Origin of the sequence: Mesorhizobium sp. M8A.F.Ca.ET.208.01.1.1 (genome assembly GCF_004791315.1) — a bacterium.
Classification (GTDB): Bacteria; Pseudomonadota; Alphaproteobacteria; order Rhizobiales; family Rhizobiaceae; genus Mesorhizobium.
Genome location: NZ_SRUT01000002.1, coordinates 1,028,275 through 1,052,124 on the forward strand (window position 1 = coordinate 1,028,275; position 23,850 = coordinate 1,052,124).

Genomic DNA, 23,850 nt, shown 5'->3' on the forward strand with positions numbered 1-23,850 from the left:
AAACAACCGCGGCGCTAAACGCGGCGGCGGCGAAGCGGACGGGCAATGGCCCGCCCTCGCCAGCAACCATTGGGCATCGGGGAGAAAGCCATGGATTGGTATTCCATCGTCAAATTGCTGCACATCCTTTCGGCAACGCTTTGGGTCGGCGGCGGCTTCACGCTGATGGTGCTGGCGACGCTGGCGGATCGAGCCGGCAACATCCAGGGAACGCTGCAGGCGATGCGCGCCACCGGCGAGCTGGGCAACCGCTTCTTCGCGCCGATGTCGATGCTGACATTGGCCTTCGGATTGATCATGTGCTCGTTCTGGGTCGGCTTCTCCGAGCTCTGGGTCCTGATCGGCCTTGCCGGCTACGCCACGACCTTCTGCATCGGAATGTTCGTTTTCAAGCCGACTGCCGACCGCATGGGCGCGATGATCGCCAGGGACGGCGTGACGCCCGCGGCCCTGGCCTATGGCCAGCGCATCCTGCGGGCGGCGCGCTTCGACTATGCGGTCATGCTCGTCATCATCACCGACATGGTGCTGAAGCCGACCCTGCACGACGTCGTCATTCTCGCGGGCATGGTGGTGGTTCTTGCCGCCGGTGCCGCCATGGCGCTCAGCCGGCCAAGACGCATGGTGCCCAGCGCCGCCTGACGCGGGCTGGAGTGCTACATGATGCCGGCGATCCCGTCCCACAGAAGCTTCACGGCCACGACCGCCACGGTCGCATAGGTGAAGGGATAAAAAATCTCCGGCCGCATGCGCCGCACCAGCCATGCGCCGGCGATGGTCGACAGCGGCGCCAGCGGCATCAGCACCGCCGATGCCGTCAGGTTGGCGGTATCGAACTGGCCGAGCGCGAAATAGGGAATGAGCTTCAGCGCGTTGGTGGCGGCAAAGAAGATCGCCGCCGTGCCCGACAGCACCTTGGGGTCGAGCCGGATCGGCAAGGCATAGACCTGGAAGGGCGGGCCGCCGACATGGGCGACGAAGCTGGTGAACCCGGCGACCGTGCCCCATATGGCCGCCGCCACGCGATTGGGCGCGGCGGCATGGTCGGAGCCGTGACGAAACTGCAGGTAAAGCCAGCGCAGCACGAAGATGATGGCGACGGCGCCGACGATCAGCCGCACCGCTTCCTCGGTGACGAGTGCCGCCGTCAGCCAGCCAAGCCCGATGCCGATGACGGCGCCCGGCATCATGTCGACCAGCATCTTGCGATCGTATACGCCCCACCACGTCCACACCGAGACGATGTCCATCAGGCACAGGATCGGCAGCAGGATGGCGGCCGCCTGCACCGGCGGCATGGTCAGCGCCATCAGCGGCACGCCGACGAAGCCGACGGCGCCGCCAAAGCCGCCCTTCGACAGGCCGACCAGAATGACCGCCGGGACGGCGGCCGCGTAGAACCACGGATCGAGAAGCAGGCCTGACATGGGGAGGGACTGGTCTGGAGGGAAAGCGGATCAACGCCTGAATAGCCCAGAATCGCGTGCCCGGCGACCGCAAATATGGGCTGGCCGCGACGCGCCTGGCCGACGGGCTTCGAATAGCTATCGGCGCGCCGAAACCAGCAGGAACATCGGCCGCTCGAGCTCTTCCGCAAGACCCGGCATGGCCGCGATCTGCGCGTCCGTCGGACGGAATTCCTCGACATGCTCGATCGTGAAACCCGTCCCGATCAGCGTGTTGAGCGTGGTGCCGATGGTGCGGTGATGTTTTACCACGCCCTTGGCCAACCAGTCGGTCTTGCGCGGCCCTTCCACCAGATACCGGTCGACAGGCCAGGTCTTTTTCCCCTCGCCATCGATCGACCAGCCGGGATTGGTCGGCGCCATGTAGATCGGATGCTCCGTCGAGAAGACAAAATGGCCGCCTGGCGACAGGGCCTGATGCACGGTTCCGAACAGGCGCTCGACATCCGCGACATAGTGCAAGGCGAGCGAACTGTAGGCGAGGTCGAAGCTGGCCCGCGGCAGGCTGAGCTGGTCGAGGTCGGCTCTTTCATAGGTGATGCCCGTGTCCGGGCCGGCAGCTCTGGCCCGGGCAAGCATCTTCTCCGACAGGTCCAGCCCAAGGACATCGCGCGCCCCTTGCCCGTGCGCCCAGCGGCAAAACCAGCCAAAGCCGCAGCCGAGGTCGACGATCCTCAGGCCTGTGACATCAGGCAGCATCGCGCGCAGCGCCGGCCACTCGGCGGCACCGTCCAGGCCTTCGACCGAGCGGCCAAGCTGGCTGTAACCCGCGAAGAATTCCGGTTGATCGTAAATGTTCTGCGCCATGTTTTTCTCGCTCTTCAGACAGCCATCTGGCGGAAGGCTGACATTTGGTGGACTGGCCGCGCCTTTCCACCATGGCCTCGGGGTGTCAAGCCTATGAGCCCGACGGCAACCCCAGTGGCGGCGGCCGCCGCCGGATCGGCTGTGCCTTGATGATGGCGGTGCTGGTCTCGGCCTTGTCGGCGATCCGGTCGAGAATGCCGTCGAGGTCGCCGATCGAGCGCACGAACAGCCGGGCGACGAAACAGTCATCTCCCGTCACCTTGTCGCATTCGCCAAACTCTTCAATCTCCTCGATCAGTTTCTGGACGATGTGCAGCTTGCCCGGCAAAGGTTTGATCCGCACGATCGCCTGCAGCGTATAGCCGAGCGCCAGCGGATCGATCTCGACGGTGAACGCCCGGATGACGCCGCGCTCCTCGAGCCGCCGCAAGCGCTCCGAAACGCTCGGCGACGACAGCCCGACCTGGGCCGCCAGATCCTTCAGCGAGGTCCGCGCATCCCTGACCAGGATTTCGAGGAGATTTCGGTCGAGATCGTCCAGCATTTCTTTTTCTCGCAGATTCGAGCGGCTGCCTAATATAATTAGGCCACCTCCTCATATAGCCTTCCTGAGGAGATGGAAAGCCTCGACATCACATGAGATTATGCTGGCTCAACGGGTTCAGAGGCTTATCATGAACGATACGGTACGTGGCACGGTCGAAATGTCGGCCGCAATGGCGATCCTGGGAACGATCGGATGGTTCGTCATCATGTCCGGCCAGCCGATCATGGATGTAGTGTTCTGGCGCTGCGCGTTCGGCGCGCTGACGCTGCTCATCATCTGCGCTTCGCTTGGATTGTTGCGCAACAGGCTGTCGTTGCGCATCGTCGGCCTCGCAGCACTTGGGGGCGCGGCGATCGTCATCAACTGGCTGCTCCTGTTTAGCGCATTCTCACGCGCCTCCATCTCGATCGCCACCGCGGTCTACAACACGCAACCCTTCATGCTGGTCGGCTTCGGCGCGCTGTTGTTCGCCGAGCGGCTGACATTGACCAAGCTGACCTGGCTGGCAATCGCCTTCGCCGGCATGGTGCTGATCGTCGGAGCCGCCCCAGACGCCGGCGATGTCGGCACGAACTATTTCGCCGGCATCCTGATGGCCCTGGCCGCCGCCTTTTTCTGGGCTGTCGCGGCCATCGTCACCAAGAAACTCAAGGGCACGCCGCCGCATCTGATCGCGCTCATCCAGGTCTGCGTCGGCGTCGTCATGCTGGCGCCCTTCGCCAATCTCTCGCATCTTCCCGCCGACCCATGGAGCTGGGCCATGCTGGCAACGCTCGGCATCGTCCACACCGGCGTGATGTACATCCTGATGTACGGCGCCATCCAGAAGCTGCCGACGCATCTGCAGGGGTCGCTGTCCTTCATCTATCCGGTCGTTGCCATCCTGGTCGATGTCATCGCTTTCGGCCATCGGCTGCATCTTAGCCAGGTCGTCGGCGCCGCCGCCATCCTGATCGCAGCCGCCGGCATGAACCTCGGCTGGACATTGTGGAAATCGAGACCGTCCGCCGCGAGCCCGCAGCCGACCAAGTAAGGCGGCACGCCGGCTACCCGGCGGTCAAAAAATCCGATCCTGGCTGTCCGCCTGTTCAAAGCGGGCAGTTTGCTCTATGCCGCAATCCAACCATCTTCGCCCGGCATAGGCGAAACCCGGGATCGAAGAACCATGAATGACGCCACGCCTCCCAACCGCTGCCGCATCGTACTGATCGCGCCACCCGGCGTGCCGGCCGCCCGCATCGCGGCAGCGTTCGACGGCGGCGACATCGCCTCGCTGATCCTGCCCGAGAACGGCATGGACGAGGCCTCCTTCCAGGCCTTTGCCGAACAGGTCGTGCCGGCCGCGCAGGCCGCGGGCGTGGCGGTCATCATTGCTGGCGACACCCGCATCGCCGGCCGGGTCCAGGCCGACGGCATCCATGTCGAGGTCTCCAAGGCCGAACTCGCCGAGACGATCGAGCATTTCCAGGCGAAAATGATGGTCGGCACCGGCGGTGCCAAGACCCGCGACGACGCGCTGGAGCTCGGCGAAGCCAGGCCCGATTACATTTTCTTCGGCCGCTTCGGCTACGACAACAAGCCTGAGCCGCATCCGCGCAACCTGTCATTGGGGCAATGGTGGGCGCAGATGATCCAGATTCCTTGCATCGTCGAGGCCGGTTCCGATCTTGCCTCCGTCGAAACGGTGGCCGCCACCGGCGCCGAATTCGTCGCGCTGTCGAGCGCCGTGTTCGCCGACGGCGTCGATCCGAAGGTGGCGATCGCCCGGGCCAATGCCCTGCTCGACGACACAGCGCCGCGCTTCGAGGATTGACGTGTCCCTGGCAAGGCTTTCCCTTCAGGCCCTGCTTGCGGCGGTGATGATCCAGGCCGCCGCCGCCGAAACTATACCCTTGCCGCAGCGCAAGCCTGAAACCGGCATGCACACCGACAAGCCGATCGAAAACAAGCTGCCGCAGCCCGCCACCACGGCGGAGCCCGCACCGCTGCCCTCGGTCGACAGCGTCAATCCCGACCGCTTCGGCGCCAAGCCGGCGGACGCCGCCTATGGCGCGTTCCAGCGCGGGCTTTACAAGACCGCCTATAATCTGGCCCTGGTCCGTGCCCAGAACGGCGACCCGGCGGCGCAGACGCTGGTGGCCGAGATCCTGTCGCGTGGGTTGGGTGTGCCGTTGAACTCCGCCGAGGCCGCCAAATGGTACGCGCTTGCCGCCGAGCAGGGCGTGCCGGAATCGCAGTTCCAATATGCGCTGATGCTGCTCGACGGCCGTTACGTCAAGAAGGACGCGAAGGGAGCCTATGCCCTAATGCAGGCAGCCGCCGAAGCCGGCAACCAGCTGGCGCAATTCAATTTCGCGCAGATGCTGGTCCAGCAGGATCCCGGCGACGCCGGCCTGGCCAAGGCGGTTTCCTACTATGAGCGCGCTGCCGCGACCGGTCTCGCCGACGCGCAATACGCCATGTCGCAGATCTATGCCAACGGCGTCGGCGGCAAGCCGCGCGACGATGCACAGGCACGGCGGCTGCTGGCGCAGGCCGCCCGTCAGAACTACGACACCGCGCAGATCGATCTCGCCGCCTGGATGATCGAGGGCCGCGGCGGCGCGCGCGACCTGAAATCGGCTTTCGGCTGGACGAAACAGGCCGCCGAAGGCGGCAATGTCGCGGCCCAGAACCGCCTGGCAAAACTCTATATGCAAGGCATCGGCACCGATCCGGACCTGGTACTCGCCGGCGCCTGGTATATCGTTGCCCGCCGCGCCGGCCTCATCGATCAGGAGATGGACGATTTCCTGCAAGGGCTGAGCGATGACCAGACCAAGCAGGCCCTGCAGAAGGCGAACCGCCTGCCCTGAGGACAGCGCGCGCTCATTGCATGTGATCCAGGACGACTTTGCCGAAGGGCGAGCCGCGTTCGAGATGGCGGAAGGCGCCGGCTGCCTCCCGCCACGGCAAGACCTTGTCGATCACCGGCCTCAACCGGTTGACGGCGAGGGCCCGGTTCATCGCCTCGAAGGATTCGCGTGAACCGACCGGAATTCCGCGTGCCCGGACCTGGCGGCGAAAGATGTCGAGCGGATTGATTGCGCCCTCGCTGCCACCGAGATAGCCGATCACATTGATCTGGGCACCGCGCGCCGAAGCCCTCAGCGACTGGGCGAAGCTTTGCGGGCCGCCGACTTCGATGATGTGATCGGCGCCACGCCCACCGGTGAGCGCCAGCACGGCCGACGCCCAATCCGGGTCGCTGCGATAGTTGATGCCGTCATGGGCGCCAAGCGCCTTTGCGCGTGTGAGCTTGTCGTCGCTGCTCGACGTGACGATGACGTGTGCCCCGGCGGCAGCCGCAAACTGCACTGCAAACAGCGAGACGCTGCCTGTGCCCAGGCTCAACACCGTCTCGCCGGGCTTCAACCGGCCTTCGCTGAACAGCGCATGCCAGGCCGTCACGGCGGCGCAAGGCAGCGTCGCGGCTTCGACATCGCTCAGGTGCTCCGGCGCAAGGACGGCCGCCTGTTCATCCAGCCTGGCGAACTCGCTGAGCAACCCGTCGATCGGGCCGCCCCGTTGATAGGAGGGCTCAGCCATGGCGAAACTGCCGCCGACCCAACGCTGCCAGAATGTGGCGCAGACACGATCGCCGACCTTGAAGCGGGTCACTTCGGCGCCAACCGCAACCACTTCGCCGACGCCATCCGAAAGCGGCACCAACGGCAGCGCAAAGGCAGTGTGGTAAATGCCACGGGCGATTTCCACGTCGCGGTAATTGAGCGCGGTTGCCCTGACCCTGATGATCATCTCCTGGCGCCCCGGTTCCGGCATTGGCCGCTCGACCAGTCTGAGGTTGTCGATGCCGCCCGGGTGCTGCAATTCGATGGCCTTCATTGTCTTTCCTTTCCGTCTGGAGGTCCTGGAAAGGAAAATCGCTTGCCTTGGTCATGATTTCAAATTCATAATAATCAGGATAATTATGCATTTGGAGCAATGTTGGAAATGCTGGAGGAATTACGCACGCTCGTCCTGTTCGCCGAGGAGGGCTCGATCCAGAGCGTGGCCCGCCGCCTGCCTCTGACGCAGCCTGCCGTCACGCGTCAGATGCAGCGACTGGAGGATATGCTCGGGACAACGCTTCTCGATCGCCGGCAGAAGCCGCCGCGCCTGACCACGGCGGGACTGGAGGTCTTGGAGCGCGCGAAAGACATACTGGCTTCGGTCGAGGCTCTGAAAGCCTTCGCCGCCGACACCGAGCCGCAAGGCGTGCTGCGTGTCGGCCTGGCACATGGCCTGTCCGACGCGGGCGTTGCGGGCGGTATAGCCAGCGCGGCTGGGGCGTTTCCAAAAATATCCTTGCGGCTCAAGACCGGCTGGAGCGCGGAGCTGATCGAGCAGTTCGAACGCGGCCAACTCGACATGGCGATCGTTCTGCGATCCGCCGATCATGAAGGCCCGGACGCGCTTGGCACGGAACGCCTCGCCATCATAGCGCCGGCTGGCACCACCAAACCCCGTCTCACGGACGCCGCCTGGGCTTCCAGGCCTTGGGTACTTGGTCCCGAGCCTTGCGACGCGCGTCAGAGACTCCTGGCCATTTTGGGCGGCGAACGGCATCGGCTCGTTATAGCGGCGGAAATTCAGGACCCGGCGATGCAGATGGAATGGGTACGTCGGGGACACGGCCTCGGCCTCATGCCGTCGCGGCTCGCCGCGCGCGGACTTCCCGACGACCTCGCGCTTGTCGATACCGGAGATCTCGATCTTTCATTGCAGGTGGTGGCCCTGCGCTCTCCGCACCCCAACCGCCTGGCAAAGGCCGCGCAGGCCATTGAAAAGACCGTCGGCGATGTCCTGGAGGTCGAGACCTGACGCCGGCTTGCCGGCCGGAGCCGACCCGCCCTCCCTTGCCTCTCCGGGCGATTTGTGGTCTTGGAGCCTTAAATCGCTTGTCACGGCGAACATCCCATACCGACGGCCTGGCCGTTGGCAGCATCCCGGATCCCATCATCATGGCCAAGATCAATGGCAACGAAATCCGTCCCGGCTATGTCATCGAACACGATGGCGGCCTCTGGGTGGCGGTCAGGACCAACACCGTCAAGCCCGGCAAGGGCGGCGCATACAACCAGGTGGAACTGAAGAACCTCATCAACGGCACCAAGCTCAACGAGCGCTTCCGTTCGGCCGAGACGGTCGAGCAGATCCGGCTCGACCTGAAGGATTTTTCCTTTCTCTACGAGCAGGAAGACGCGCTGGTGTTCATGGACACCCAAAGCTACGAGCAGCTCGAACTGAACAAGGATTTCGTCGGCGACCGCGCCGCGTTCCTGCAGGACGGCATGATGGTGACGGTTCAGCTTTACGAGGAACGGCCGATCGGCATTTCGCTGCCCGACTATGTGACGCTGACCATTACCGAGGCGGATCCCGTGGTGAAGGGCCAGACCGCAGCGTCCTCCTACAAGCCGGCGGTGCTGGAAAACGGCATTCGCGTGCTGGTGCCGCCCTTCATCGGCGCCGGCGAACGCATCATCGTCGACACCAACGAAATCACTTACGTGCGCCGCGCCGACTGATGCGTGCCGCCCAGAAGTGGCCCCGGATTTGGGTCACCGGCATGCATCGAGACAGAGTTTAAAGCGCCGCACCAGGAAGAAGCACTATGGCACGCTCAGCCCTCCTCAACGTCATGGTCCAGGCCGCAATGAAGGCCGGCCGCTCGCTGTCGCGCGACTTCGGCGAGGTTCAGAACCTGCAGGTTTCGATGAAGGGGCCCGGCGACTATGTCAGCCAGGCCGACCGCAAGGCCGAGGACATCGTCTTTGCCGAATTGTCGAAGGCACGCCCGGGCTACGGCTTTCTGATGGAAGAGCGCGGCGCCGTCGCCGGCGACGACAGCCAGCACCGCTGGATCGTCGATCCGCTCGACGGCACCACCAATTTCCTCCACGGCATTCCGCTTTTCGCAGTCTCCATCGCGCTCGAGCGCCAGGGCCAGATCGTTGCCGGCGTCATCTACAATCCTGCCATGGACGAGCTCTACACCACCGAGCGCGGCGGCGGCGCCTTCATGAATGATCGCCGCCTGCGCGTCGCCGGCCGCACGAAGCTTGTCGACACGGTGATCGGCTGCGGCGTGCCGCATCTCGGCCGCGGCCACCACGGCAATTTCCTGGTCGAGCTGCGCAACGTCATGGCCGAGGTCTCCGGCGTCCGCCGCATGGGCTCCGCCTCGCTCGATCTTGCCTATGTCGCCGCCGGGCGCATGGACGGGTTCTGGGAAGTTGGCCTGTCGGCCTGGGACATCGCCGCCGGCCTGCTCTTGATCCGCGAAGCGGGCGGCTTCGCCTCCGACATCGATGGCGGACAGGATATGCTCGACACCGGCACGGTCGTCGCCGGCAATGAGATCATCCAGCGCGCATTGCTGAAGACGGTGAAAAAGCCGCTCCCGCCGCGCTGAACGGCCGCAGTCGCAAAACCGCAAACAAAGCTTGAAATACTGTCCGGCGGTTGCCCAGATAAAGGGTGACGCTAGGACGATAGATGATCAACACGCCGCCACAGATCGAGATTCCGTTCATCGGACGCTGGCATTATTCGCGCGCCGAGATGATCGCCGACGGGATCGTCCATGCGGTGGGCATCGTGCTGGCGATCACGGCCGGCTCGGCGCTGCTGGCGCTCGCCGCCTTCCGGGTCGGGCCCGGCGAATACATCGCCGCCGTCTTCTATGTCGTCTCGCTGCTCACCGTCCTGTCGGTATCGTTGACCTACAATCTGTGGCCGGTGACCTCGCCCGCGAAGTGGATCTTGCGGCGTTTCGATCATGCCGCGATCTATCTGTTGATCGCCGCCACCTACACACCCTTCCTCGCCCAGTTGGGAAACTCGCCGCTGGCGCGCTGGATGATTGTTCTGGTCTGGGCCGCGGCGGCAACGGGCATTGCCATCAAGGTGTTTTTCCCCGGCCGCTTCGACAGGCTGGCGATCGTCTTCTACCTTGCCATCGGCTGGAGCGGCGTCATCCTTGTCAAACCGCTCGTCGAGACGCTGCCGACCACGTCGATCATGCTCATCGTCGCCGGCGGCGTCGTCTATTCCTGCGGCGTGATTTTCTTCGCCTGGAAGGCGCTGCGCTTCCACAACGCCCTGTGGCACGGCTTCGTCGTCACCGGCGCCGGTCTGCATCTGGCGGCCATGGTCGACTGCCTGGTCATCAACCGCCTTTGAGGCGCCGGCTCCTAAGGCTACCTGTGGCAATATTGCCAAGCACCATTCAATTTGGTCACAATTCCGTTTAGAGTCGCCACCTACGTGATCGGCGGCAGCGGCATCGGAAACGGGGCACGGATGGCTTTTCTCAGATCCTTCGGCATGGGCAGGCGCTCCGACGTACTGGTCTACGATCCACACAAATTGTCGAGTCCGCAGGTCTTTCTGTTCACCATGGTCATCTTCCTGGCCATCGTCGCCTTCATCGCCGCCATCTTGACCCGCCAGGTCACCACCGCTTTCGTCACCAATCCCGGCCTCAATGGCCTCATCGTCGGCGTGCTCGTCGTCGGTATCCTGCTGGCCTTCACGCAGGTCGGCCGGCTGTTTCGCGAGGTGCGCTGGGTCAACTCCTTCCGCGCCGGCTCGGAGACCACGGAACCGGTGCTGCTGGCGCCGATGAAGGCGATGATCGGCCGCTCGTCGTCGATGGCCTTTTCGACCTCATCGATGCGCACAATGCTGGATTCCATCGCCACGCGCCTTGACGAAAGCCGCGACACCTCGCGCTACCTGGTCGGCCTGCTGGTGTTTCTCGGCCTGCTCGGCACTTTCTGGGGCCTGTTGAATACGATCGGCTCGATCCGCGAGACCATCGAGTCTCTCGATCCCGGCACCGGCGATGCCGCGGCGGTGCTCGATTCGCTGAAGCAGGGCCTGTCGGCGCCGCTGGCCGGCATGGGCACCGCCTTCTCGTCCTCGCTGTTCGGCCTCTCCGGCTCGCTCGTGCTCGGCTTCCTCGACCTGCAGGCCGGCCGCGCCCAGACGCGCTTCTACACCGAACTCGAAAACTGGCTGTCCTCGGTCACCGACCTGTCGTCCGACATCGTCGTCTCCGACGCGGCCAGGACCGAACCCTCCGACGAAATCCGCCTGTTGTCGGAGCGGCTGCGCAGCATGCAGGAGAATGGCGGCGGCTCCAACCCGCGCGTCGCCACCGCCATGGCCAATCTCGCCGACGGCATTTCCGGCCTGGTCAAGAACATGCGTTCCGAGCAGCAGATCATGCGCGATTGGGTCGAGGCCCAGTCCGACGAGCAGAAGGCGATGCGCAACACGCTGGAAAAGATCGCCGACGCGCTGAAGAAGCCCGGGGTGCACTAGCATGGCGCTTGCCAGGGGCCGGCGTACCGATCGCCGCATCGATTATTGGCCTGGCTTCGTCGACGCGCTGTCGACCCTGTTGCTCGCCATCATGTTCCTGCTCACCGTCTTCGTGCTGGCGCAGTTCCTGCTCGGCCGCGAAATCTCCGGCAAGGACACGGCGCTGTCGCGCCTCAATTCGCAGATCAACGAACTGACCCAGCTTCTGGCGCTGGAGCGCTCGACGGCGCAGGACAAGGAGGATTCGCTCGCCAATCTGCAGGCGTCGCTGTCGGCGGCTCAGGCGGAAAAGAGCCGGCTCGAACAGTTGCTGGCACAAGGTGCCGGCGCCGGCGACGCCGCCAACCAGCGTGCCGCCGAGCTGGGCGGCGAACTGGACAGCCAGCGCCAGATCAGCCAGCAGGCGCTGAGCCAGGTCGAGATCCTCAACCAGCAGATCGCGGCCTTGCGCAAGCAGATCGGCGCGCTCGAGGATGCCCTCAACGTCTCCGAAACGCGCGACCGCGATTCCAACACCAAGATCGCCGATCTCGGCCGTCGCCTGAACGTGGCGCTGGCGCAGCGCGTGCAGGAATTGAACCGCTACCGCTCCGATTTCTTCGGGCGCCTGCGCGAAATCCTCGCCGATCGCGAGAACATCCGCATCGTCGGCGACCGCTTCGTGTTCCAGTCGGAAGTGCTGTTCCCGACCGGCTCCGAAGTGATCAACGATGCCGGCAAGGTCGAGATGAAGAAACTCGCCGACGCCATCATCGAATTGCAGAAGGAGATCCCGCCGGAGATCAACTGGGTGCTGCGCGTCGACGGCCACACCGACAACAAGCCGCTGTCCGGCAATGGCCGTTACCGCGACAATTGGGAACTGTCGACGGCACGCTCGACCTCGGTGGTCAAGTTCCTGATCGAGAACGGCGTGCCAGCCAACCGGCTGGTCGCCGCCGGCTTCGGCGAGTTCCAGCCGCTCGATCCCGCCGACACCGACGAAGCGCGCAACAAGAACCGCCGCATTGAACTGAAGCTCACCGAACGTTGATCCATCATCACGCGAACTCACGCGAAATTGTTCGTCGGCTCAACTCTAGGGCGCAGGGATCGGCCGGCAAGGCCTGAAAAGATTATCTTTTTTTAATTACACTTCGCGCCGAGGCACTCCTAGCTTGCCGCACAGGGCCGAGAACCGCCGGCGATGCCTCTCCCATCGCGACGCGACGGAACCGGACGGCCCACGTCCGGAACGCGGAGCGGCAAGACCGCTCCCTTCCCAGCAAAAGGAGGCGCCGTCATGCGCTCTTCAGCATCTCTCAAGACTGCAATCCTTGCCGCAATTCTGATCGCCGCCCCGCTTGCCGGCGCCTATGCCGCTGGCCATCACAAGGGCGCTCTCGACGCGACCGACCCGACCGACATGACGGGTCCGCGTGTCGAGGCGCTCGTTCAGCAGGTTCAAGGTGTCCACCAGGGCATCGCCGACGCAAGGCAGGCCAAAAACATCACCCCGGCCGTCGCGGAGCGCCTGGAAATACGAACGGCCCGCATCGGTCAGGCCGCCGAGAAGATAGCCGCGTCGGATCACGGCAGGATACCGGCCGCGCAATACCATGACCTGCTGCGCCGGCTCGACAATGTCGACCAGCGACTGAGGGTCGATACCGGCACCGGTTTCCTGATGGGCGACGGCTCCGACGGCGGAAACTATCCGAACGGCTGAGGCCATCTGCCTGGAAGCGTCCCAGAGGAAGGGACCACCTGGCGTCTTCGGGACCCCAATCCCGCGGGCGTCCTTTTTCCTCGCCAGCCCATCTACCAATCGAGCCAGACCGCGATCAGGGCGACCACCGCCGGAACGGTCTGGATGAACAGGATCTTGCGGCCGACCGTCGCCGCGCCATAGAGACCGGCAACGGCCACGCAAGCCAGGAAGAAGACCTTGACCTGGAAACCGGCGGCGCCGAGGTAAAGCCCCCAGATCAGGCCGGCGGCGAGGAAGCCGTTGTAGAGGCCCTGATTGGCGGCGAGCACTTTGGAGGCGCTGGCGAATTCCGGCGTCAGGCGGAATGTCTTGTGCCCGCGCGGCGTGTCCCAAAGCACCATCTCGAGATAGACGATGTAGGCATGGATCAATGCCACCAGCCCGACCAGGATGTTGCCGATCATTCTGCTCCCCTTCATGCGTCGCCGGCAGCATTTCATGCTCGACCTCGCCTGCGCAAGCTGCATCCGCCGGATGGTATCCGAGGGTTGCCAATGCTTTTGCGTTGGTGTCTTTTCGCGCCGTCCTCAATCACGGAAGCCGCCATGTCCTTTCACAAACTCGACGACCTCGGCCACAAGCTCGAAGCGCTTGAACATGCGCTGGCCATCCTCGGTGCCGATGAAGCGACCCACATGGCCGTCGGCGGCGGCGAGAAGCGCGCCGAGGCGATGGCGGCCCTTGCCGGCATGTATCACACCAGGGCGACCGCACCGGAAATATCGGACTGGATCGCCGCCGCTGAAGGCGAGGCATTGGACGATGAGCAGCGGGCGGCTCTCGCCGAGCTGCGGCGGCAGTACACCAACCTGACCTGCCTGCCGGTCGAGTTCGTCGAACGCCAGACGACGGCGCGCATGCGTTGCGAGCAGCTATGGCGCGACCTGCGCGCCAAGAACGACTGGGCTGGCTTCCAGCCGGCGCTCGAGGGCGTGGTGGCGCTGGTGCGCGAAGAGGCGGCCCTGCGCTCCGACGTGCTCGGCCTTGCCCCTTATGACGCGCTGATGGAGCAATTCGACCCCGGCAACCGCACGGCTGACATCACTCCTGTCTTCGCCGACCTGAAGGCCTTCCTCAAAGGCTTCGTGCCTGAGGCGCTGGCGATCCAGGAAGCGCGGCTGCGCAAGCATCCGCTGAAGCCGCTTTCGGGCACCTATGCGATCGACCGGCAGCGCGAACTCGGCCTTGCCATGATGGTCGCGATCGGCTTCGACCTGACCCACGGCTCGCTGTCGGTGTCGCACCATCCGTTCTGCGGCGGCGTGCCCAGCGACGTGCGCATCACCACCCGCTACAAGACATCGGATTTCCTGTCGGCGCTGATGGGCGTGCTGCACGAGACCGGGCATGCGCTCTATGAACAGAACCTGCCCAAGGCATGGTCGCACTGGCCGCTCGGCAAGGCCCGCGGCATGGCCGTGCATGAAAGCCAGAGCCTGTTCGTCGAAAAGCAGATCGGCCGCAATCCCGCCTTCTGGCGCTGGGCGCTGCCGGTGGTGGAAAAGCATCTCGGCGAAGCCTGGTCGCTCGACGATATCCTGCCACATGTGCATCGTGTCGAGCGTGGCCTGATCCGTGTCGACGCAGACGAAGTGACCTATCCGCTGCATGTCATCCTGCGTTACGAACTGGAGCAGGAGCTTGTCTCCGGCCGCCTGGAGGTGGCTGATCTGCCCGAAGCCTGGGATGCCAAGATGCGCGACTATCTCGGCCTCTCCACCATCGACAATCCGGCCGATGGGCCGATGCAGGACGTGCACTGGCCGGGTGCCGCCTTCGGCTATTTCCCCTCCTACACGTTGGGCGCGATGATGGCGGCGCAGCAATGGGCCGCGCTGGTGCGCGAACATCCTTCAGCCGACGACGACCTGGCGAAAGGGAATTTCGCGGCCATCAACGGCTGGCGTCGCGAGAAAATCTGGTCGCAGGGGTCGCGCTGGTCGACGCCGGACCTGCTCGAACGCGCCACCGGCGAAAAACTCAACGCCATGTATTTCACGGAGCATTTGCGCAAACGATACGGAACTGCGTGAGGCGACGCTGTAGTCGCCGGCCGAAACGCGCCCGCTATTCAGCCGCGCCCCTGAAGGCGCTGGCGCCGGTCTCGAATTGCAGCTTGGCCAGCCGCGCATAGATGCCGCCCTTGGCGACCAGGCTCTGATGCGTGCCTTCCTCGACGATGCGGCCGCCATCCATGACCAGGATCCTGTCGGCCTTCAGCACCGTCGCCAGCCGGTGGGCGATGACGATGGTGGTGCGCCCCTGCATCAGCCGCTCGAGCGCCGTCTGCACCAGCGTCTCGCTTTCGGCGTCGAGGGCGGAGGTCGCCTCGTCGAGCAGCAGGATCGGCGCATCGCGCAGGATGGCGCGGGCGATGGCGACCCGTTGGCGCTGGCCGCCCGACAGCGTCACGCCACGTTCGCCGACCGGGCTGTCATAGCCATGTTCGAGCTTGAGAATGAATTCGTCGGCAAGCGCATCCTTAGCCGCGGTCTCGATCTCGGCCTCGCTGGCACCTGGACGGCCAAAGCCGATATTGTCGCGCGCGCTCGCCGCGAAAATGGTGACATCCTGCGGCACGATGGCGATGCGCTCGCGCACCGAAACCGGATCAGCTTCGCGCACGTCGACGCCGTCGATCAGGATCTTGCCGGTTTCGGGATCGTAGAAGCGCAGGATCAGCGAAAAGACGGTGCTCTTGCCGGCCCCTGAAGGACCGACGATGGCCACCGTCTCGCCGGGTTTGACCGAAAAACTCAAGCCATGGACGGCGGCGCGGTCGGGTCTTGCCGGATAGGAGAACGAGACATCATCGAAGATGATCGCGCCTTTGGCGGCCGCAGGCAACGGCTTCGGATCGGCAGGCGCCTGGATCGCCGGTGTCTCGGCCAATATCTCGGTCAGCCGTTCGGCGGCGCCGGCTGCTTGCGCGAGTTCGCCCCAGACTTCCGACAGCGCGCCGAGCGCGCCGGCGGCGAACACCGAATAAAGCAGGAACTGCCCGAGTGTGCCGGGCGACAGATTGCCGTCAAGCACGTCGCGCGAGCCGAACCACAGCACCGCAACGACCGAGGAGAAAATGGTAAAGATGGCGAAGAAGGTGAGGAAGGAACGTGCGAAGATAGAGGCCCGCGCCGCCTCGAAGGCCGCTTCCACCGCACCCGAAAACCGTCCAGTGACCAGTGTCTCATTGGTGAACGCCTGCAGCGTGCGCACCGCGGCGATCTGTTCGCTGGCATAGGCTGTAGCGTCGGCAAGCGTGTCCTGCGCCTGCCTCGACTTGCGACGCACCGAGCGGCCAAAGGCGACCAGCGGCAGCACGATGACCGGTATCGCGGCAATGACCAAGCCGGACAGTTTCGGGCTGGTGACAACCATCATCGCCAATGCGCCGAGGCCAAGGATGACGTTGCGCAGCGCGACCGAGGCCGTGGCGCCGACCGCCGATTTGACTTGTGTGGTATCGGCGGCAAGCCGCGACACGATCTCGCCGGACTGGGCGGTGTCGAAGAAGGCAGGCGACAGCGTCGTCACATGGGCAAAGACATCGCGTCTGATGTCGGCGACGACGCGCTCTCCGAGCGTGATGACGAAATAGTAGCGGCCGGCCGATGCCGCCGCCAGCACGGCGGCCATCGCCACCAGGGCGGCGAAGTATTCGGCGATGAAACTGGTGCTGGACGACGAGAAACCATGGTCGATCATGCGCCGCACCGCCAGCGGCAGCGCCAGCGTCGTTGCCGCTGCGATGACCAGCGAGATGAGGGCGCCGACCACCAGCGTGCGATATCCAGTGATGTAGGGAAACAGGCGCCTGAGCGGCTTGAGCGAGCGTCGGCGCTCGTCTGCGCTGCTTGATTGCGCCATCTCGCTGTTTCCTCTAGCCGCCTCAGCTTCATGCGCCTTGAATATGCGCTTGCCGCGGCCTTGTGATTCAATTCCGGCTGATGTATAGGCACGCCGATCGTTTTAGAAGCCGTGGCTCCTCAATAGCTGCGGCTTCGAGTTTTAAAAAGAGGCGCATCGACGCAGGCTTATGCCCGTCAGCCGCGCCGGCAAGCCAGGAACCGAGCCATGAAGAGCGCAATCCATCCCGACTACCACACCATCAAGGTCGTCATGACCGACGGCACCGAATACATGACCCGTTCGACCTGGGGCAAGGAAGGCGATACGATGAACCTCGATATCGACCCGACCACCCACCCGGCCTGGACCGGCGGCCAGCAGACCCTGCTCGACCGCGGCGGCCGCCTGTCGAAGTTCAAGAAGCGTTTTGAGGGTTTCGGCCTCTAAGCCGCATCGGGCTTTCGCAGATCAAGAACCCGCCTTCGAGGCGGGTTTTTTGTTGACCAGAACCATCTTCCCCTCCCCCCGTCATAAAGCTGTTCTTAAATATCACAGGCCCGCGCTGCCCTCACCTGCCTGCCGGCATCCTCTCCCCGTATAGTGACGGGGGAGAGGGGCTCCGTCCTTGGCGGCTTCACCAGATGTTGAAACTATGGGAAGTTCAAGGCTTCTCTACTCGGCCAGCAGCTCCCGCAGCGCCATGCGCTTGTAGGCGGCGACCAGCCTGTCGCCTTCTTGCCGCTCGACCGAGATCGCCAAGCGCATGACCGCCTCGCCCATCTGCCAGACGAGAAACGCCGTGGTCTCCAGGGAGACGGGGTCGGCGCCGGGGCGTAGCCGCTTCAGCACCGCGACCAGGAATTCGGCATTGGCCCGACTGTCGGCGAGCTCGAGCTGGCGCAGCGCCTTGTCTGCTTGCGTGCCCGACCAGATGTCGCGCATCACCGGCTCGGCCAGGAACAACCCGTAATAAATGTCGACCAGCTCCGAGAACGCCCGGCCAAGCCCTTCGGCGTCGTTGACGTCTTTCAACGCCGCCGAAATGCAGGCCTGGCTTTCCACGGTGTAGCGTTCGGCCAGCGCCCAGACGATCGCCCGCTTGTCCGGAAAGAATTGGTAGAGCGACCCGATCGACACCTCTGCCCGTTCCGCCACCTCGCCCATGCGCATGGCATCGCTGCCTTGCTCCGCGATCAGCGCCGAGGCGGCGGCCAGCATGCGCTCGACCCGCTCGCGGCTGCGCTGCTGGCTCGGCGCCCGGCGTGGCGAGGCAATCTGATCGTTGGCCGCTGTGCCGTCCATGACTGTCTCCAACAAACCCGCTCGGCAAATCGCGGGGAATGACTTGACTTACAAAATACGAGGGTTTATCACGTTTTGCAAATGTGAGGATTACTCATGTTTTGACGCGGAGAAAATGACATGACTGATACCAAACCAATCCTGATCCTCGGCGGCACCGGCAAGACCGGCAGCCGTCTCGCGGCGCGGCTGACCGCGCATGGCGTGCCGGTACGCATCGGCTCGCGCTCCGGCGCGCCGCGCTTCGACTGGGAAGTTCCCGCCACCTGGGGACCCGCACTCGATGGCGTCGACGCCGTCTACATCAGCTACTATCCAGACCTCGCCGTGCCGGGTGCCGCCGAAACCGTTGGCGTCTTCTCCCGGCTTGCGGTGGCCAGTGGCGTCACCCGGCTGGTGCTGCTCTCGGGGCGCGGCGAGCACGAGGCCCAGCGCGCCGAGGAGATGCTGAAGGCCTCGGGCGCGGAGTGGACGATCCTGCGCTGCGCCTGGTTCTCGCAGAACTTCTCCGAAGGTTTTCTCATCGAGCCGCTGCTGGCGGGCGAGGTGGCGCTGCCGGTCGGGCCTGTCGGCGAACCTTTTGTCGATGCCGACGACATCGCCGAAGTGGCCTTCGTCACGCTGACCGAGCCCGACCATGTCGGCCTGCTCTATGAACTAACCGGACCGCGGCTGCTGAGTTTCGCCGACGCGGTCGCAGAGATCGCAAGGGCCGCCGGGCGCGATATCCGCTTTGTCAGTATCTCGCATGACGAATTCACCACGGCGGTCGCCGCGCATGACCTGCCGCCTGAGTTCGCCTGGCTGCTCAACGAGCTGTTCACGCAAGTTCTCGACGGCCGCAACGAGGCCCTCGCCGACGGCGTCCAGCGCGTGCTCGGCCGCCAGCCCAGGGACTTTTCCGCCTACGCAACCGAAACCGCCGCAACCGGCATCTGGAGCAACTGACATGATCGCCAAACTTCTCCCCAGCCTCACCTTCATCGCGGCCCTGGGCGCAGGCGTCGTCGGCGGCGTGTTCTTCGCCTTCTCCAATTTCGTCATGCCGGCATTTGCCCGTCTGCCGGCGGCGGGCGGCATCGCCGCCATGAATTCGATCAACGTCACCGTCATCACGCCGATGTTCATGACCGCCCTTTTCGGCACAGGGCTGATCTGCCTGGTGCTCGTCGCCGGCGCGATCATCGGCTGGAGCCAGCCGGGTTCGCTCTGGCTACTCGCCGGCGCGCTTATCTATCTTGTCGGCAACCCGATCGTGACCATGGTCTTCAACGTGCCGCTCAACGATGCACTGGCCGCAGTCGATCCAGCCAGCAGCAATGGTGCCGCGGTCTGGTCCGACTTTCTCAGGGACTGGGTGATGTGGAACCACGTCCGCACCGTCACCGCCATCGTGGCGATGGCATCCTTCTGGTTCGCCTCGCGTTGACATGTTTGCGGGCCGCCGCATCGGGCGTTGCGGCGGCCGCAAGCATTATCGGGAGAAGAGCCGTGAACGACCCCTATTCGACCATGGCCATCGGCATCGCGATCGGCGTTGGCCTCGGTGCTGCCCTTGGCGCGGCGATGGATGATTCGGCCCTCGGCGTCGGCGTGGGCATCGCGATCGGTGCCGGCATCGGTGCTGTTTTCGGACGCCGGCCCGGAAAATGATGGTCCTGCTTTCGCAGCAAAATCTCAGCTCTTCGCCTTACGGTCGGCGTGGCCGAGATCACGATCCGGATCGATCACATCGCGGACCAACTGCTTGAGTTTAGCCGCGTCCGGAAAACCGCCGTCGCGCTTGCGGTCCCAGACCAGCACATCGTTGCAGGAGATGGTGAAGATGCCGCCTGTGCCCGGCACCAGCGTCACCTCGCCGAGATCGGTGCCGAAGGTGGAGAGCAGCTCCTGCGCCATCCAGCCGGCACGCAACAGCCATTGGCATTGCGTGCAGTAGGTGATGCGGATGGCGGGCAACCGAGCTTTGCTCATGTCGGATCGGGCTTCACTCACGCCGCGCGGAGCTTGGCCAAGGTCTCGTCATCGACTTCGAAGTTGGCGTACACGCTTTGCACGTCGTCATCGTCCTCGAGCGTCGCAACCAGTTTCATCAGCGACTGCGCCCGCTCTTCGTCGACGGGGACATTGTTCTGCGGCCTCCAGATCGCCTTGACCGATTCGGCCTCGCCGAGCGAGGCTTCAAGTGCCTTGGACACCTCGCCGAGAGTCTCGAAGGCGCAATAGATCGTGTGGCCTTCCTCGTCCGACTCGACATCGTCGGCGCCGGCTTCGATGGCCGCGTCCATGATCTTGTCGGCACTGCCGGCCGAGGCCGGATAGTAGATTTCGCCGGCGCGGTCCCACATGAACGACACCGATCCGGTTTCGCCGAGCGCGCCGCCGGCCTTGGTGAAGGCGGCGCGGACGTTGGACGCCGACCGGTTGCGGTTGTCGGTCAGTGCCTCGACGATCACGGCGACGCCACCTGGACCATACCCTTCGTAGCGCACGGCTTCGTAATTCTCTGCATCACCCATCGAGGCCTTGTTGATGGCGCGCTGGATGTTGTCCTTCGGCATCGACACGGCCTTGGCGTTCTGGATCGCCAGGCGCAGGCGCGGGTTCATCGATGGATCGGGCGTCCCGCTCTTGGCGGCAACGGTGATTTCGCGCGCCAGCTTGGAAAACATTTTCGACCGCACCGCGTCCTGACGGCCCTTGCGGTGCATGATGTTCTTGAACTGTGAATGGCCAGCCATGGCACCCCTGTCGTGTTCGGCTAGAGCCCCTTGCCGCGAGATGCGTCACCTCGCCTTTGCAAAAGGCTCGAATTCAAAATTTCAGAACGACCCTGATGCGTCCGGGTGGACGCGCGGCGCTCCTTGTCGGAATGGCCGGCTTATAGATAAATCGGCTCAATTCGTCCAGCCGCGCCGCGCCACGGCGATCCCGGCCTTGTCTATGCTTCCAGATCGGACCTCAGCCGGTCGATGATGCTGAGCGCGTGGCCGGCATACTGGCTGATCCAGCGGTCGTGGATCTGCTTGATCGGCAGGGAATTCAGATGGTTCCAGCGCTCGCGTCCGTCACGACGCGCAACGATCAGATCCGCCTCCTCCAGCACCTTGAGATGCAGCATGACGGTGCAGCGGTCGATGGCGGGAAAGGCATCGCACAGCATGCCGGTGGTCTTTGGCTCGTCTTTCAACTGATCCAGTATTTCGCGCCGGCGCGGATGCGCCAGCGCCTTGAAAACATTGTCGTCTTGCGATCGGCTTGACATGTTATGTTTCTATAACATATCGTTGTCGCGATCAAGCAAGGAGCTGTGGATATGTCTCTTGGATTCAGTGTTTCAGGGCGCATCGGCAAACCGGTCGCCGAAGTCTTTGACGCGGTCGTCAATCCGAAGAAGCTCAGCGGCTATTTCACCACCATCGGCGGCGCCAGCGCGCCATTGGTTGCCGGTTCGGGTGTCGTCTGGTGGGGCAAGGTGCCGGTCGAGGTCGACGAAGTGGTCAAGGACAGCCGCATCGTGCTGCGCTGGGATGCCACCGACACCGACGGCAAGCCCGCCTACAAGACCCGCATCGAGATGAATTTCGAGCCGCTCGACGATGGCGGCACCTTCGTCACCATCGCCGAGAGCGGCTGGCAGGAAGGCGCGGTCGGCCTGAAGAAGTCCTACCTGAATTGCGAGGGCTGGTCGCAGATGCTGGCCTGCATGAAGGCCTATGTCGAATACGGCATCAATCTGCGCGACGGTTATTACCGCAGCGAGATGAGGGGCGAACCCGCCAGCGAGGCCAATGTTTGAACGACGATAGGAAAAGGGGAGAACCCGCAATGACGAAAGTAAGGCCATTCCTGATGTTCGAGGGCAAGGCCGAAGAGGCAATGACCCTTTATTGCGAGGCCATTCCCGACAGTAGCATCCTCGACGTCACACGTTACGGTTCCGGTGAAGACGGCGCGGAAGGTATGCTCAAACTCGCGCGCGTTTCCATCTGCGGCCTGGAGGTGACGGTCTATAACAGCCCTGTTCACCACGCTTTCACCTTCACGCCGTCGTTCTCGCTCTATGTCGACTGTTCCTCCGAACAGGAGCTGGAGCGCATCGTCGAAACCTTGGCGAAGGGAGGCGGCTTCCTGATGCCGCCGGACAACTATGGCTTTAGCCGCCGCTTCGCATGGCTGAACGACAGGTTCGGCGTCTCCTGGCAGATCAACCTGCCATGACGGAACGCCAGTTGAACCAGCCAACCAGCACCCCAACAAGGACGGGAACCATGACCGCGAAGATCACCGGCGGCATCAACATCGCCATGAAGGTGCCGTCGCACCAGTACGAAGCGACGATCGCCTTCTACCGCGACGTCGTTGGCCTCAAGCCGTTCACCGCCAAGCCGCCGGCGATCGGCTTCGAACTTGGGCCTAACCGGCTGTGGATCGACGAAGTGCCGATGATGAGCCAGGCCGAGATTTGGCTGGAGCTTTTCACGCAGGATTTTCCGGGCGCCGCGGATCATCTGGCCAAGGCAGGCGTTGTGCGTTGCGATGCCATCGAGCCATTGGGCGAGGGTTTCCGTGGTGGCTGGATCACCAATCCGGCCAACATCATTCATATGGTGCGCGAACCCGACGCCTGGTGAGCGTATTCGAAAGGAGATCGCCATGGAAATCCGTGAAACACCGACAGCCGAAGCCGCCATGCTGATCCGGCGGCCGGTCGCTGATGTTTTCGAGGCCATCGTCGATCCGGCGATCACGACCCGCTTCTGGTTCACCCATGGCAGCGGCCGGCTTGACGGTGGCAAGCCTGTTCAGTGGGAGTGGCGCATGTATGGCGTCTCGACGACCGTCGACGTCAGCGAGATCGTCCGGGACAAGAAGATCGTCATGACGTGGAGCGACCCGCCGACCACTGTGGTCTGGACCTTCACTGAAATGCCTGGCGAGGCGACATTCCTCGAAGTCGGGAATTTTGGCTTTACCGGCAATGGCGACGAGCAGGTGAAAGAAGCGGTCGGCTCAACCGGCGGCTTCACGCTGGTGCTCGCCGGCGCCAAGGCCTGGCTGGAGCAGGGCCTGACCCTGAGCCTCATCGGTGATCGTCACCCGAGGGGGGTACCGGCAGGTTAAACGACTCAGGATCGCCGTTTTTCCTGTTCGATCACATGGTGGCGGAGCACGCGATTGATCTCGGTTTGATAGCCCCCACCTCCGACATGTTCCTTGAACCAGGAGAGCACGTCGGCATCGAGCCGAATGGTCACCGGCTGCTTAATTGGGCGGTAAAGATGCCCACGACGGGCATGTATCCAGTTCTCGGCCGGAGCCTCTGGAATATCGGAAGTATCAATCTCGCTGTCAGGCAAATCGGCCAGCTTTGCAAGCTGGTCTCGCTGGTCGTGGCTAAGGTCCTTCCTGCTCATAGCGCCTCCTTTCATGCGGCGTCGCTTTCCGAGCCCTGACAATCCGAACCCGCTCTTCAGCTTCGCGATCCGGGTAGGTATGGACAACCAGCAGAACCACTACGGTTTTGACCATCCCGATCGCATGCCATCGTTGCTCACCGTCTTCGAAGCGGTCAGGCACGATAAGATGAAGCGGGTCATCGAACACCTTCTGGGCGAGATCGAATGCAACCCCATGTTTGGCAAGGTTGCGTCTGGCCTTTTCAAGGTCCCATTCAAATCGCAAAGCGGGCAGCCTCGATTTACATTACTGTACATACAATTCGGTAAAAATCGAGTCAAAAGTCAGACTGTGGC

The 23,850-nt window shown here is 63.7% G+C and carries 32 protein-coding genes; 20 read left to right on the forward strand and 12 right to left on the reverse strand.

The window, feature by feature from the left end:
- Positions 1-90 precede the first annotated feature (90 nt).
- The gene (locus EN851_RS15545) at positions 91-642 is read left to right on the forward strand and encodes a DUF2269 family protein (protein WP_135929547.1); all 552 of its coding nucleotides are present in this window, start codon (positions 91-93) and stop codon (positions 640-642) included.
- A 14-nt stretch (positions 643-656) separates the two neighbouring features.
- On the opposite strand, the gene EN851_RS15550 is transcribed toward EN851_RS15545, so the two are convergent.
- From EN851_RS15550 to EN851_RS15560, 3 genes are all read right to left on the reverse strand, one after another.
- Positions 657-1,427, reverse strand: a complete 771-nt coding sequence (locus EN851_RS15550) for a sulfite exporter TauE/SafE family protein (RefSeq protein ID WP_127872136.1) — start codon at positions 1,425-1,427, stop codon at positions 657-659.
- A 117-nt stretch (positions 1,428-1,544) separates the two neighbouring features.
- Positions 1,545-2,273 carry a class I SAM-dependent methyltransferase gene (locus EN851_RS15555; protein ID WP_135917131.1) on the reverse strand — a complete coding sequence of 243 codons (729 nt, stop codon included), beginning with the start codon at positions 2,271-2,273 and terminating at the stop codon, positions 1,545-1,547.
- A gap of 91 nt (positions 2,274-2,364) precedes the next feature.
- A complete protein-coding gene (locus EN851_RS15560; RefSeq protein WP_127872137.1) occupies positions 2,365-2,817 on the reverse strand; it encodes an Lrp/AsnC family transcriptional regulator in 453 nt (150 codons plus the stop codon).
- A gap of 130 nt (positions 2,818-2,947) precedes the next feature.
- Here EN851_RS15560 and EN851_RS15565 point away from each other — a divergent pair, with 130 nt between their 5' ends.
- The 3 genes from EN851_RS15565 to EN851_RS15575 all read left to right on the forward strand — a co-directional run bounded on the left by EN851_RS15565 (position 2,948) and on the right by EN851_RS15575 (position 5,675).
- Positions 2,948-3,853 carry a DMT family transporter gene (locus tag EN851_RS15565; RefSeq protein ID WP_135917130.1) on the forward strand — a complete coding sequence of 302 codons (906 nt, stop codon included), beginning with the start codon at positions 2,948-2,950 and terminating at the stop codon, positions 3,851-3,853.
- A 132-nt stretch (positions 3,854-3,985) separates the two neighbouring features.
- The gene (locus tag EN851_RS15570; RefSeq protein ID WP_127872139.1) at positions 3,986-4,633 is read left to right on the forward strand and encodes a thiamine phosphate synthase; all 648 of its coding nucleotides are present in this window, start codon (positions 3,986-3,988) and stop codon (positions 4,631-4,633) included.
- Between the two features lies 1 nt (position 4,634).
- Positions 4,635-5,675 (forward strand): tetratricopeptide repeat protein, encoded by a 1,041-nt coding sequence (locus tag EN851_RS15575; protein ID WP_135917129.1) that lies wholly within the window; start codon positions 4,635-4,637, stop codon positions 5,673-5,675.
- Positions 5,676-5,688: 13 nt separating this feature from the next.
- On the opposite strand, the gene EN851_RS15580 is transcribed toward EN851_RS15575, so the two are convergent.
- Positions 5,689-6,705, reverse strand: a complete 1,017-nt coding sequence (locus tag EN851_RS15580; RefSeq protein WP_135917128.1) for an NAD(P)-dependent alcohol dehydrogenase — start codon at positions 6,703-6,705, stop codon at positions 5,689-5,691.
- 99 nt (positions 6,706-6,804) lie between these two features.
- Between EN851_RS15580 and EN851_RS15585 the strand changes: the two genes are divergently transcribed.
- The 7 genes from EN851_RS15585 (at position 6,805) to EN851_RS15615 (ending at position 12,901) form a co-directional block, all read left to right on the forward strand.
- Positions 6,805-7,683 (forward strand): LysR family transcriptional regulator, encoded by an 879-nt coding sequence (locus EN851_RS15585; protein ID WP_135929548.1) that lies wholly within the window; start codon positions 6,805-6,807, stop codon positions 7,681-7,683.
- Between the two features lie 140 nt (positions 7,684-7,823).
- Positions 7,824-8,390: an elongation factor P gene (efp, locus tag EN851_RS15590; protein WP_027141779.1), complete on the forward strand. Its 567-nt coding sequence runs from the start codon at positions 7,824-7,826 to the stop codon at positions 8,388-8,390.
- Positions 8,391-8,476: 86 nt separating this feature from the next.
- The gene (locus tag EN851_RS15595) at positions 8,477-9,277 is read left to right on the forward strand and encodes an inositol monophosphatase family protein (protein ID WP_127277950.1); all 801 of its coding nucleotides are present in this window, start codon (positions 8,477-8,479) and stop codon (positions 9,275-9,277) included.
- Positions 9,278-9,360: 83 nt separating this feature from the next.
- Positions 9,361-10,047, forward strand: coding sequence for a hemolysin III family protein (locus EN851_RS15600; protein WP_127872142.1), 687 nt, complete (start codon positions 9,361-9,363; stop codon positions 10,045-10,047).
- Between the two features lie 120 nt (positions 10,048-10,167).
- Positions 10,168-11,193 (forward strand): MotA/TolQ/ExbB proton channel family protein, encoded by a 1,026-nt coding sequence (locus EN851_RS15605; RefSeq protein ID WP_135929549.1) that lies wholly within the window; start codon positions 10,168-10,170, stop codon positions 11,191-11,193.
- Between the two features lies 1 nt (position 11,194).
- A complete protein-coding gene (locus EN851_RS15610) occupies positions 11,195-12,226 on the forward strand; it encodes a peptidoglycan -binding protein (protein ID WP_127277953.1) in 1,032 nt (343 codons plus the stop codon).
- A gap of 249 nt (positions 12,227-12,475) precedes the next feature.
- The gene (locus EN851_RS15615) at positions 12,476-12,901 is read left to right on the forward strand and encodes a hypothetical protein (RefSeq protein WP_135929550.1); all 426 of its coding nucleotides are present in this window, start codon (positions 12,476-12,478) and stop codon (positions 12,899-12,901) included.
- Between the two features lie 92 nt (positions 12,902-12,993).
- On the opposite strand, the gene EN851_RS15620 is transcribed toward EN851_RS15615, so the two are convergent.
- Positions 12,994-13,347, reverse strand: coding sequence for a DUF1304 domain-containing protein (locus EN851_RS15620; protein ID WP_135917126.1), 354 nt, complete (start codon positions 13,345-13,347; stop codon positions 12,994-12,996).
- 141 nt (positions 13,348-13,488) lie between these two features.
- On the opposite strand from EN851_RS15620, the gene EN851_RS15625 reads away from it, so the two are divergent.
- On the forward strand, positions 13,489-14,976 hold the full coding sequence (locus tag EN851_RS15625; protein WP_135929551.1) for a carboxypeptidase M32: 1,488 nt from the start codon (positions 13,489-13,491) through the stop codon (positions 14,974-14,976).
- 34 nt (positions 14,977-15,010) lie between these two features.
- Here EN851_RS15625 and EN851_RS15630 read toward each other — a convergent pair whose 3' ends face one another.
- The gene (locus EN851_RS15630) at positions 15,011-16,810 is read right to left on the reverse strand and encodes an ABC transporter transmembrane domain-containing protein (RefSeq protein WP_135919905.1); all 1,800 of its coding nucleotides are present in this window, start codon (positions 16,808-16,810) and stop codon (positions 15,011-15,013) included.
- A gap of 207 nt (positions 16,811-17,017) precedes the next feature.
- Here EN851_RS15630 and rpmE point away from each other — a divergent pair, with 207 nt between their 5' ends.
- Positions 17,018-17,239 (forward strand): 50S ribosomal protein L31, encoded by a 222-nt coding sequence (rpmE, locus tag EN851_RS15635; RefSeq protein ID WP_096451251.1) that lies wholly within the window; start codon positions 17,018-17,020, stop codon positions 17,237-17,239.
- Between the two features lie 225 nt (positions 17,240-17,464).
- Here rpmE and EN851_RS15640 read toward each other — a convergent pair whose 3' ends face one another.
- Positions 17,465-18,094 (reverse strand): TetR/AcrR family transcriptional regulator, encoded by a 630-nt coding sequence (locus EN851_RS15640; RefSeq protein ID WP_127278117.1) that lies wholly within the window; start codon positions 18,092-18,094, stop codon positions 17,465-17,467.
- A gap of 120 nt (positions 18,095-18,214) precedes the next feature.
- On the opposite strand from EN851_RS15640, the gene EN851_RS15645 reads away from it, so the two are divergent.
- From EN851_RS15645 to EN851_RS36310, 3 genes are all read left to right on the forward strand, one after another.
- Positions 18,215-19,042, forward strand: a complete 828-nt coding sequence (locus tag EN851_RS15645) for an NAD(P)H-binding protein (protein ID WP_127278118.1) — start codon at positions 18,215-18,217, stop codon at positions 19,040-19,042.
- 1 nt (position 19,043) lies between these two features.
- The gene (locus EN851_RS15650; RefSeq protein ID WP_189521851.1) at positions 19,044-19,523 is read left to right on the forward strand and encodes a DUF1772 domain-containing protein; all 480 of its coding nucleotides are present in this window, start codon (positions 19,044-19,046) and stop codon (positions 19,521-19,523) included.
- Between the two features lie 62 nt (positions 19,524-19,585).
- Positions 19,586-19,747, forward strand: coding sequence for a hypothetical protein (locus EN851_RS36310; protein WP_167531406.1), 162 nt, complete (start codon positions 19,586-19,588; stop codon positions 19,745-19,747).
- Positions 19,748-19,771: 24 nt separating this feature from the next.
- Here EN851_RS36310 and EN851_RS15655 read toward each other — a convergent pair whose 3' ends face one another.
- The 3 genes from EN851_RS15655 to EN851_RS15665 all read right to left on the reverse strand — a co-directional run bounded on the left by EN851_RS15655 (position 19,772) and on the right by EN851_RS15665 (position 21,359).
- Positions 19,772-20,068: a SelT/SelW/SelH family protein gene (locus tag EN851_RS15655; RefSeq protein ID WP_032934919.1), complete on the reverse strand. Its 297-nt coding sequence runs from the start codon at positions 20,066-20,068 to the stop codon at positions 19,772-19,774.
- A gap of 17 nt (positions 20,069-20,085) precedes the next feature.
- Positions 20,086-20,835, reverse strand: a complete 750-nt coding sequence (locus EN851_RS15660) for a YebC/PmpR family DNA-binding transcriptional regulator (protein WP_135929552.1) — start codon at positions 20,833-20,835, stop codon at positions 20,086-20,088.
- A gap of 200 nt (positions 20,836-21,035) precedes the next feature.
- Positions 21,036-21,359: a helix-turn-helix domain-containing protein gene (locus tag EN851_RS15665; RefSeq protein ID WP_127278120.1), complete on the reverse strand. Its 324-nt coding sequence runs from the start codon at positions 21,357-21,359 to the stop codon at positions 21,036-21,038.
- 51 nt (positions 21,360-21,410) lie between these two features.
- Between EN851_RS15665 and EN851_RS15670 the strand changes: the two genes are divergently transcribed.
- From EN851_RS15670 to EN851_RS15685, 4 genes are read left to right on the forward strand one after another with little or no spacing between them, the layout of a single operon-like run.
- Positions 21,411-21,893 carry an SRPBCC domain-containing protein gene (locus tag EN851_RS15670; protein ID WP_127278121.1) on the forward strand — a complete coding sequence of 161 codons (483 nt, stop codon included), beginning with the start codon at positions 21,411-21,413 and terminating at the stop codon, positions 21,891-21,893.
- Between the two features lie 29 nt (positions 21,894-21,922).
- The gene (locus EN851_RS15675) at positions 21,923-22,315 is read left to right on the forward strand and encodes a VOC family protein (RefSeq protein WP_127278122.1); all 393 of its coding nucleotides are present in this window, start codon (positions 21,923-21,925) and stop codon (positions 22,313-22,315) included.
- A gap of 50 nt (positions 22,316-22,365) precedes the next feature.
- Positions 22,366-22,728, forward strand: coding sequence for a hypothetical protein (locus EN851_RS15680; protein WP_127278123.1), 363 nt, complete (start codon positions 22,366-22,368; stop codon positions 22,726-22,728).
- 22 nt (positions 22,729-22,750) lie between these two features.
- Positions 22,751-23,218 carry an SRPBCC family protein gene (locus tag EN851_RS15685; protein ID WP_127278124.1) on the forward strand — a complete coding sequence of 156 codons (468 nt, stop codon included), beginning with the start codon at positions 22,751-22,753 and terminating at the stop codon, positions 23,216-23,218.
- 5 nt (positions 23,219-23,223) lie between these two features.
- Here the strand turns inward: EN851_RS15685 and EN851_RS15690 are convergent, their stop codons facing one another.
- Complete coding sequence (locus EN851_RS15690) at positions 23,224-23,511, reverse strand: BrnA antitoxin family protein (protein ID WP_127278125.1); 288 nt, start codon at positions 23,509-23,511, stop codon at positions 23,224-23,226.
- A complete protein-coding gene (locus EN851_RS15695; protein ID WP_245512009.1) occupies positions 23,492-23,779 on the reverse strand; it encodes a BrnT family toxin in 288 nt (95 codons plus the stop codon). Before EN851_RS15695 ends, EN851_RS15690 begins: the two co-directional genes overlap by 20 nt.
- Between the last annotated feature and the right edge of the window lie 71 nt (positions 23,780-23,850).